Origin of the sequence: Streptomyces sp. ActVer, assembly GCF_027270795.1 — a bacterium.
Classification (GTDB): Bacteria; Actinomycetota; Actinomycetes; order Streptomycetales; family Streptomycetaceae; genus Streptomyces; species Streptomyces umbrinus_A.
Genome location: NZ_JAPWHT010000076.1, coordinates 22,842 through 30,615, shown reverse-complemented (window position 1 = coordinate 30,615; position 7,774 = coordinate 22,842). Strand labels below are relative to the sequence as shown.

5 protein-coding genes are annotated in these 7,774 nt (G+C 70.8%); 1 reads left to right on the top strand and 4 read right to left on the bottom strand.

Annotated features, from left to right (window positions below; all coding sequences use genetic code 11):
* Nucleotides 1-221: 221 nt before the first annotated feature.
* From O3Q52_RS15360 to O3Q52_RS15350, 3 genes are read right to left on the bottom strand one after another with little or no spacing between them, the layout of a single operon-like run.
* Nucleotides 222-1,559, bottom strand: a complete 1,338-nt coding sequence (locus O3Q52_RS15360) for an enolase C-terminal domain-like protein (RefSeq protein WP_269649337.1) — start codon at nt 1,557-1,559, stop codon at nt 222-224.
* A 53-nt stretch (nt 1,560-1,612) separates the two neighbouring features.
* Entirely contained in the window at nt 1,613-3,079 is a 1,467-nt protein-coding gene (locus tag O3Q52_RS15355; RefSeq protein WP_269649340.1) for a gluconate:H+ symporter, read from the bottom strand.
* Nucleotides 3,080-3,111: 32 nt separating this feature from the next.
* Nucleotides 3,112-4,059: a 5-dehydro-4-deoxyglucarate dehydratase gene (locus O3Q52_RS15350; protein ID WP_269649336.1), complete on the bottom strand. Its 948-nt coding sequence runs from the start codon at nt 4,057-4,059 to the stop codon at nt 3,112-3,114.
* Between the two features lie 187 nt (nt 4,060-4,246).
* Between O3Q52_RS15350 and O3Q52_RS15345 the strand changes: the two genes are divergently transcribed.
* A complete protein-coding gene (locus tag O3Q52_RS15345; protein ID WP_269649339.1) occupies nt 4,247-5,008 on the top strand; it encodes an IclR family transcriptional regulator in 762 nt (253 codons plus the stop codon).
* Nucleotides 5,009-5,128: 120 nt separating this feature from the next.
* Here the strand turns inward: O3Q52_RS15345 and O3Q52_RS15340 are convergent, their stop codons facing one another.
* A complete protein-coding gene (locus O3Q52_RS15340; protein WP_269649335.1) occupies nt 5,129-7,357 on the bottom strand; it encodes an MMPL family transporter in 2,229 nt (742 codons plus the stop codon).
* Nucleotides 7,358-7,774: the final 417 nt, after the last annotated feature.

The window sequence follows — 7,774 nt, the reverse complement described above, 5'->3', positions numbered from 1 at the left end:
GGGGGGGGGGGGGGGGGGGCGGGGGGGGGGGTGGGGGGGGCGTACTGAGAAGCGGCGGTGCGGGTTGTTGTGCGTCTGCGGGCCCGTCGTGGCTGGTCGCGCAGTTCCCCGCGCTCCTGAAAAACGGGGCTGCGCCCCTGCTTTTCATCTTTTAGGGGTGCGGGGAACTGCGCGACCAGCCCCCACCCACCCGCACACATACGACGGGCCCTTCCTTGGTCCTACCGGACCAGGCAAGGTCGCTTGGGATCGAACTGCCAGTTGGGGATGAGGTATTGCATGCCGGTGGCGTCGTCCCGCGCACCGAGGGCCTTCTCCTTGTAGAGGGCGTGCGCGGCGAGGAGGCGGTCCATGTCCAGGTCGAGGCCCAGACCGGGAGCGTCGGGGACCCGGATCTCGCCGTCGGTGATCCGGGGCGGGGCGACCGTGAGGCGTTCCAGGCCCTCCTGCCAGATCCAGTGGGTGTCGAGGGCGTTGTAGTCGCCGGGCGCCGCGGCCCCGCAGTGGGTGACCATGGCGAGCGAGATGTCGAAGTGGTTGTTGGAGTGGCAGCCCCAGGTCAGCCCCATGGCGTTGCACAGCTGGGCCACCCGCACCGACCCCTGCATCGTCCAGAAGTGCGGGTCCGCCAGCGGGATGGAGACCGACTGGAGGGCAAGGGCGTGGGTCATCTGACGCCAGTCCGTGGCGATCATGTTCGTCGCGGTCGGCAGGCCGGTGGCGCGGCGGAACTCTGCCAGGATCTCGCGCCCCGAGTAGCCGCCCTCCGCCCCGCAGGGGTCCTCGGCGTAGGCGAGGGTGCCCAGCAGCGGCGTACACAGCTCGATCGCCTCGCGCAGCGACCACGCGCCGTTCGGGTCGAGGGTGATGCGGGCCTCGGGGAAGCGGGCCTTGAGCGCGCGCACGGCGTCGACCTCCTCCTTGCCCGCCAGGACCCCGCCCTTGAGCTTGAAGTCCCGGAAGCCGTAGAGGTCGTAGGCGGCCTCGGCCTGGCGGACGATCGCCTCCGGCGTCAGGGCCTCCTCGTGCCGGACGCGGTACCAGTCGACGTCCGAGTCGGGCTCGCGGACGTACTCCAGGTCGGTGCGGTCGGGGTCGCCGACGTAGAAGAGATAGCCCAGCACCCGTACGGAGTCCCGCTGTTGGCCGTCGCCCAGGAGGGCCGCGACCGGTACGTCGAGGTGCTGCCCCAGGAGGTCGAGCAGCGCCGACTCGACGGCCGTGACCGCGTGGACGGTGGTGCGCAGGTCGAAGGTCTGGGCGCCGCGGCCGCCCGAGTCGCGGTCGGCGAAGCGGGCGCCGATCTCGCGCAGGACCCGCTTGTAGTCGCCCACCTTCGCGCCGAGGACGAGGGCTTCGGCGTCACGGAGGGTCCGGGTGATCTTCTCGCCGCCGGGGACCTCCCCCAGTCCCGTACGGCCCTCGGAGTCCGTGAGGACGACGACGTTGCGGGTGAAGTAGGGGCCGTGGGCACCGGAGAGGTTCAGCTCCATGCAGTCACGGCCGGCGACGGGATAGACGGCGAAGCGGGTGACGGTCGGCTGGCTCTGGAAACTCATGCGGGTCGAAGTCCCTTGTGTGTGGAGGTGGTCGGGGCCGGTGGTCGTAGGCTTCACAGGCTGAGGACGTCCAGGGCCCACTCCAGCGCCAGGACGCCGCCCAGGCCGATGATCGCGAGCACCGTCGTATAAGTCGTACGGACCTTGATCGCCTCGATGACCGAGAGGTTGAAGTACTCCTTGAACAGCCAGAATCCCGGGTCGTTGACGTGGGAGAAGGCGATCGACCCGCACGACACGGCGAGCACCATGATCTCGGGGTGGACGCCGCTGCCCGCGAGGAGCGGGAGGACCACGCCGGAGGCCGTGACGACGGCGACCGTCGCCGAGCCGAGGGCCACCCGGAGGATGACCGCGATGAGCCACGCCAGGATGATCGGCGAGATGGACCAGCCGTCGGTGACGTCCTTGATGTAGTCGGAGATGCCGCCCTCCACGAGGACGTTCTTGAAGGCGCCGCCCGCCCCGATGACCAGCAGGATCATCGCCATCGCCTTGGCGGCCGAGGTGCAGGAGGCGCTGACCTCCTCCATGCTGCGGCCGATCCGCGGTCCGAACGCCCAGATCGCCAGCAGCAGGGTCAGCATGAGCGCGATCGGCGCCGAGCCGATGAACGCGACGAAGTTCAGGAACGGGGTCTCGCCGGACGTGGCCATGTCGGTCACGGCGGCGCCCGCGATCAGCACCACCGGGAAGAGGGCCACGAACAGCGACCAGCCCATGCCGGGCATCTCCTCGTCGGCGAACTCCCGCTCGCTGACGAGGCCCTTGGGGATGGCGGGGTTCATCCTCCTGATGAACGGCAGCCGCGGCCAGGCGAGCGCGATGAGCGCACCGGCGGGTACGGCGATGAAGAGGCCGTAGAAGAGGGTCTGACCGACGGACGCGTGGAAGGCCGCGGCCACGGCGGTGGGGCCCGGGTGCGGCGGCAGGAAGCTGTGCATCGTGGACAGCGCGATCGACATCGGCAGGCCGACCCAGAGCAGGTTCGCCCCGGTGACCCTGACCAGGGTGAACGCGATCGGCACGATGATGATGAACGCGACCTCGTAGAACATGGTCACGCCGATGAGCATGGACGTGACCACCATGGCGACCTGGACCCAGCGGGGGCCGAACGCGTCCAGCAGCTTGCCCGCGATGCGTTGGGCGGCGCCCGAGTCGCCCATGACCCGGCCGACCATCGCGCCGAGGCCGATGGTGAGCATCGTGTCGCCGATCTGGTCGCCGATGCCGGTGGAGAGGACGTCCGGGATGTCGGCCACGGGTATTCCGCGGACCACGGCCACGCCTATCGCCACGAGGAGGAGTGCGGCGAAGCCGTTGAGTTTCAGGCGGGTCATCAGGAGCAGCAGGATCAGGACGCTGATCCCTACGACGAGGAGAGGCATGGCAGTTCCCCTTTGAACTGTTGGGCTCTGGTGCGGGTGGCTCCGCCTGGTGCCGAGTGGGCAGGCCTTGGTGGTTTGCCGGGTGCGGGTGAGTGGGGGCTGGTCGCGCCCCGCGGCGGAGCCGCAAATGTCACAGCCCCGCGCCCCTTACGGGGCGACGGTCAGCCGATAGGGGTCAGGCCCGTGTCGAGGATCTTTTCCAGGGATGCCAGGTCGGTCCGGTTCGGGTCCGTCAGGGGAGCGCGGACCGGGCCCACCGGGAGGTTGCGCAGGCGGGCTGCTGCCTTGACGAGGGAGACGGCGTAGCCGGGGACGCGGTCTCGGAGTTCTACGAGGGGGACGTAGAAGTCGCGCAGGAGCTTGGTCGTTGTCGTGTGGTCGTCGGTGTGCAGGGCCGTGAAGAAGGCGTTCGCGATCTCGGGGGCGAAGGCGTGCACGGCCGACGAGTAGGCGGGGACGCCGACGGTGGCGTACGCGCGGGCCTGGATCTCCGCGGTGGAGGCACCGTTGAAGAAGAGGAAGCCGTCGGGAGCGGCGAGGGTCAGGCGCTGGAGCCGGTCCAGGTCGCTGTGGCCGTCCTTGAGGCCGATGACGGTCGGGATCCCGGCGATCCGGCGCAGGCCCTCGGCGGTGAAGGCGACCTGGCCGCGCTGGTACGCGATGAGCGGGAGCGAGGTGCCGGCGGCGATGTGGCGCAGCTGCTCGACGAGTCCGTCCTGCGGGGCGGCGACCAGATAGTGCGGGAGCACGAGGAGGGCGTCGGCGCCCGCCTCCTCGGCGATCCGGGCGAACCGGCGGGCCTGCGCCCAGCCGTAGCCGATGCCCGCCACCACCGGCAGCCGGCCGGCGGCGACCTCGACCGTGGCCCGGACGACCTCGCGGTACTCGTCCTCGTCCAGCGAGAAGAACTCACCGGTGCCGCACGCGGGAAAGACCGCGCCCGGGCCCGGAGAGGCCGCCAACTGTCCGGTCAGGTACGTCCGGTACGAGTCGAGGTCGAGGCCGCCGTCGCTGTGGAAGCTCGTGAGCGGGAAGGACAGCACCCCGCCCGCCATGCCGTCACGCAGCCGCTGGACGGTGCCTTCGGCCTCCGCGCTGATCCCTGTCATGAACTATGTCTCCATATGCAGATGTCGTCTACGTATGAGGATGGAGGCTAAGTTGGTGAACGCGTGGGGTCAATGGGTGCGACACCGCGGATTTACGATGAGCCCCATGCCGGAGAGCGAAGAGGTGCAGGGCGGAGACCCCCTTGCGCGGGCCCGGGTCCGTACGGGGGGCTCGGGCGTCCGCGAGGTGAAGTCCGCGGCCCGTACCGTCGCGCTGCTCGAACTGCTCGCTGCGCGCGGCGACCGGCCCGCCCGCCTGGACGAGCTCGCCGAGGAGCTGGGCGTACCGCGCAGCAGCATGTACCAGCTGCTGCAGACCCTCGTCGACCGCGGCTGGGTGCGCTCCGACACCACCGGCTCCCTGTACGGCATCGGGATCAGCGCGCTGCACACCGGCACGAGCTACCTCGACAGCGACCCGCACGTCCGCACGGTCCGCCCCTATCTCGACGAGGCCTCGGACGCGCTCGGCGAGACGATCCACCTGGCCCGGCTGGACGGCCCGAACGTCGTCTACCTCGCGACCCGCGAGTCCCACGAGTACCTGCGCACCATCAGCCGGGTCGGCCGCCGGATCCCGGCCCACGCGGGCGCCCTCGGCAAGGCGCTCCTCGCCGAGCGCCCCGACGACGAACTCCCGTTCCCCGAGGGGCCGTTGGCCGCCCTCACGGAGAACACCCACACCGACCGCGCCACCCTGCTCGCCGATCTGGCCGAGGTGCGCGAGCGCGGCCACTCCATCGACCGCGAGGAGACGGTGACCGGCATCGCGGGTTTCGGGTTCGCCCTGCGGTACGACTCACCGGCCACGGACGCCATCAGCTGCTCGGTGCCGGTGGCCCGGCTCGACGCGGAGCACGAGGCCAGGGTCGTCGCGGTCATGCGGGAGATCCGGACGAAGATCGAGAGTGTTCTGTCGCCCGCGTCAGGGGCTCCTGACTGGCGTTGACCCGCCGGCGGCGTTTGTGGGCGACCGGCGCTGTTCCCTGGCGACCGAGGTTCGGCACCGGGTGCGTACGGGCCGAGGGCCGCCCGTTCGTGTCGGGCGGCCCTCGGTGGGTGGCGGCGGTCAGACGGAGGTGAACTCCGGCCTTGTGTCCTCTGTCTCGTCCTTCGTGGCTTGCGGAGCCTGCGGGATCGCGGCCCGGTGGCTGAGGGCCTCGCCCTCCACGTCCACGCGGGGCAGGGTCCGGTCCAGCCAACGGGGCATCCACCAGGCGGCCTTGCCGAGGAGGGCGAGGACGGCCGGGACGAGGGCCATGCGGACGACGAAGGCGTCGAAGAGAACGGCGATGGCGAGCCCGAAGCCGATCATCTTGATCATCGACTCACCGGCCCCGATGAAGCCGGAGAACACCGCCATCATGATCAGCGCGGCGGCCACCACGACCCGGGCGCTGTACCGGAAGCCGGTCCGGATCGCCTGGCTCGGGCTGTCCCCGTGTACGTACGCCTCCCGCATCCGGGCGACCAGGAACACCTCGTAGTCCATGGCCAGTCCGAAGACGATGCCCACCAGGAAGATCGGCATCATGCTCATGATCGGGCCGGTCGTCCCGACCCCGAGGAGTCCGGCGCCCCAGCCCCACTGGAAGACCGCGACGACGGAACCGAGGGCCGCGAGCAGGGAGAGGAGGAAGCCGACGGCCGCCTTGACCGGGACGAGTACGGACCGGAAGACGATCATCAGCAGCAGGACGGCCAGGCCCACGACCAGGATCAGGTACGGGATCAGCGCGTCCTGGGTCTTCTGGGCGACGTCGATGTTCAGTGCGGTGGTGCCGGTGACCTCGAACTCCGCACCGGTCGAGGCCTCGGTCGCGGGCCGCTCGTCGCGGATGGTCCTGACGAGGTCCTTGGTCTGCTCGCTGGTGGGTGACGTGGACGGGATCGCGGAGAACACGGCCGTGTCCCCGGCGGAGTTGAACCGGGCCGGTGAGACGGACACGATCCCGTCGGTGGCGCCGATCCTCTTCTCGATCGTACGGACGGCGGTCTTCGGGTTCTCGGCGTTCCTGGCGTCCACGACGACGGTGAGGGGCCCGTTGAAGCCGGGGCCGAAGCCCTGGGCGAGGTCGTCGTAGGCACGGCGTTCGGTGGTGGAGGTGGGCTTGGCCTCGGCTCCCGGCATGCCCAGTTGGAGGTCCGTGACGGGTATCGCGAGGGCGCCGAGTCCGACGACTGAGGCGATCAGGACGGGGACGGGGCGGCGCAGGACGAAGCGGGCCCAGCGGCTGCCGCCGTTGTTCTCGCCGCCCTCCTTGATACGTCCGCTCCTGCGGGCCCTGCGCGCGAGAACGGCGTTGGGCCAGAAGCCGAGGACGGCCGGGACCAGGGTCAGGGCGATGAGCACTCCGACGACGACCGCACCGGCGGCGGCGAGGCCCATCTTGGTGAGCATCGGGATGCCGACCACCGAGAGACCGGCGAGCGCGATGACGACGGTGAGGCCGGCGAAGACGACGGCGGATCCGGCGGTACCGGTGGCGAGCCCGGCCGCTTCCTTCGGGGAGTGGCCCTTGGCGCGCTCCTCGCGGTAGCGGGAGACGATGAACAGGGCGTAGTCGATGCCGCAGGCGAGGCCCAGCATGGTGGCGAGGGTGCCGGTCGTGGACGACAGACCGAACGCACTGGCCAGCGCCATGATCGACGCCATGCTGACACCGACGCCGAGGATGGCGGTGAGCAGCGGAAGCCCGGCGGCGGCGAGCGACCCGAAGGTGATCAGCAGCACGAAGGCGGCGATGGCGACACCGATCGCCTCCGCCGAACCGCCCGCCGAGGGCTGGGTCTCCAGGGCGGTCCCGCCGACCTCGACGGTGAGGCCCGTGTCCCGGGCCTGCTCGATGGCGCTCTCCAGCCGGTGCTTGGCGGCGTCGGTGAGGTCGTCGGCGTCGGCCTTGTAGGTCACGGTGGCGTACGCGGTCGTCGCGTCCTTGCTGACCGCCTTGGCCTGGAAGGGGTTCACGGCGCCGGCGGCCTGCGGTCCGTCGGCCGCCCGCTCGACCAGCGTGTCGACGGCCTTCCGGTGGTCGGCGGCGGTGATCTTCTGCCCGTCCGGCGCGACGAACACGATGCGGGCGGTCGCGCCGTCGGCCTCGGTCCCGGGGAAGCGCTGTTCCATCAGGTCGAACGCCTTCTGGGACTCGATGCCCGGCATGCTGTTCGTCGCGTCGGGGGCGGCGGGCGCCTTCGCGGCACCCAATCCGACGGCGGCGAGGACCGCCACCCACAGGAGGGTGACGTACCAGCGCCTTCGAAAGGCCAGCCGGCCGAGTCGGTGGAGGAAAGTGGCCACGGGGTCTCCAAGAGTCGCGTACGTCGAGGGGTGTGGGCGGGCGGCGTGCGGGGGTACGGCGGCGGTGCGAGGTATGGGGGGCGAGCGAGGTAGGGGCGCTACGAGCCATGGGGGTGCTACGAGCGATGGCTGTGCGTCGAGTGATGGGTGTGCTTCGAGCGATGCGCCACGTGCGGTGGGTCGGTGCTCGAAGCGGTACTTGAAGGGGTGGGCGTGGGTGGGCCGGGGTTGGCCCGTGGCCCGGCTCCCGCCGGGGGCCGTCGGCTCTCTCCGTGTCCCTCCATGAGCCGCCGACTTCCGAGATCAACGATCCCGGCGGCGGCCCGCCGCCACGAGAGAGTGAGCTCCCGAACCGTGGTGTAGCGGGCTACACCACCAGGACGGTGGCCCGCTCCCCCGCGCGGGGCACCCCGCGGC

What these genes read in the sequence shown, in the direction of transcription:
- O3Q52_RS15360 (WP_269649337.1), bottom strand. Translation starts at nt 1,559, where the DNA reads ATGAGTTTCCAGAGCCAGCCGACCGTCACCCGCTTCGCCGTCTATCCC.
- O3Q52_RS15350 (WP_269649336.1), bottom strand. Translation starts at nt 4,059, where the DNA reads ATGACAGGGATCAGCGCGGAGGCCGAAGGCACCGTCCAGCGGCTGCGT.